The sequence below is a fragment of the Loktanella sp. DJP18 genome (assembly GCF_049310965.1).
Classification (GTDB): domain Bacteria; phylum Pseudomonadota; class Alphaproteobacteria; order Rhodobacterales; family Rhodobacteraceae; genus Loktanella.
The window spans coordinates 1-1596 of sequence record NZ_JBMERN010000304.1 but is presented as its reverse complement, the minus strand read 5'-3'; the positions used below and the strand labels follow the sequence as shown (position 1 = coordinate 1596).

Here is a 1596-nt window from a genome sequence, read left to right as displayed (position 1 = left end):
GGCCATAGGGGTGCGCCGGGACGGGCAGAAGGTGCTGCTATCCATCAAGAATATGGGCGGAGAGAGTAAGGCGGCTTGGGGCATGTTTCTTGGTGATCTCGACGCACGCGGCCTGAAGCAACCGGAATTTGTCCTTGTTGACGGAGCCCCCGGGCTTGAGGCTGCGTTGGTCGCACTCTGGGGGGAGGCCCTACCGATCCAGCGCTGCACGGTTCACAAGCACCGCAACCTTCTCGGTCATGCCCCAAAGCACATGCATGACGAACTGAGCGAGGATTACCGTGATATGATCTATGGCGACAGCGCGGCGGACATCGAGAAGCGGCGGAAGGTATTCTTGCACAAGTGGCGGCTGAAATGCCGTGCGGTCGCTGACAGCCTGGAAGAGGCTGGAGACCGGCTGTTCACCTTCACGCGTCTGGACCCGTCGCAGTGGAAATCCGCACAAACCACCAATGCAATTGAGCGCTTAAACGAGGAATTCCGCCGTCGCATCAAGACCCAGACCGTGCTGCCCTGCGCCGAAACGGTGCCAATGCTTCTCTGGGCACTGATGGCATCGGGCCAGATCCAAATGCGGAAGATCGATAGCTGGGAAACCTTGGCTCAGCCTATCGCCCCGATCAGCCTTGACCTCGCGGCCTGATCAGGCCCAAATCCACATGCTCGGAGAACGCTGCCAGAGAGTTTCCACCACATTCGATACACAACCGCGCCGCGCGTTGGCGGGCAGTGAGAATAGAGCGTCTTGGCATGGCGGCTTGTCCTTGTTAGTCATTAGTCTGTTCAGGACAAAATCCGCACCAGCAAAATCAAAGGCTTGCAAGGCCAAAATCCGAGGGGGTTCAACTGGGACAACGTGCCGCCATCTATGCCCGGGTTTCGACCTCGGATCAGTCCTGCGAACGGCAGGTATCGGAATTGACGGCTTTTGCAGAACGGGGCGGTTATGAAGTGGTCGCAGTATTCAAGGAAACAGCTTCGGGCGCGTCCGCCAATCGCCTCGCGCGCAACCGGGTGCTCGACTTGGCGCAGGCCAGACATATCGACGCCATCCTGGTCAGTGAGCTTTCCCGCTGGGGGCGGTCCACGCAGGATCTGCTGGATACCCTCAACCGGCTCGCCGGTTGGAAAGTATCTGTTGTGGCCATGAGCGGCATGACCTTCGAGGTAGAGACCCCACATGGCCGAATGATGGCCACAATGCTGGCTGGGATCGCCCAGTTTGAACGTGATCTGCTCAGCGAAAGGGTGAAATCAGGTCTGGCCGCCGCACGGGCGCGGGGCAAAAAGCTCGGTCGTCAGCCGGGGCAGCGCCCAAAGTCCGATAAGTTCGCGCCAAAGGTCCTTCAGGCCGTCGCAGAAGGCCGATCATACCGATGGATCGCACGCGATCTCGGGATCAGCAAAAATACCGTGCTCGATATCATGAAGCGCCAGCGACAGAATTCCTTGTGATACGATCCTGCCCCCTACCGGAATCTACCCCCTACTGTCCGTTAGGGGATCGCTCACTGGACGCCGGAATACCACAGCGCCAATCCCAGCGTTTGAAGCAGAAAACGGTTCTCATTTGACTGGTCCGGTTATGGTATC

2 protein-coding genes are annotated in these 1596 nt (G+C 58.7%); both read left to right on the top strand.

Going from position 1 to position 1596, the window contains the following annotated elements; genetic code table 11:
• Positions 1-646: IS256 family transposase (locus tag ACOI1H_RS25450; RefSeq protein ID WP_422441098.1), on the top strand; the 646-nt coding region annotated here is incomplete at its 5' end.
• 203 nt (positions 647-849) lie between these two features.
• Positions 850-1458, top strand: coding sequence for a recombinase family protein (locus ACOI1H_RS25445; protein WP_422441100.1), 609 nt, complete (start codon positions 850-852; stop codon positions 1456-1458).
• Positions 1459-1596: the final 138 nt, after the last annotated feature.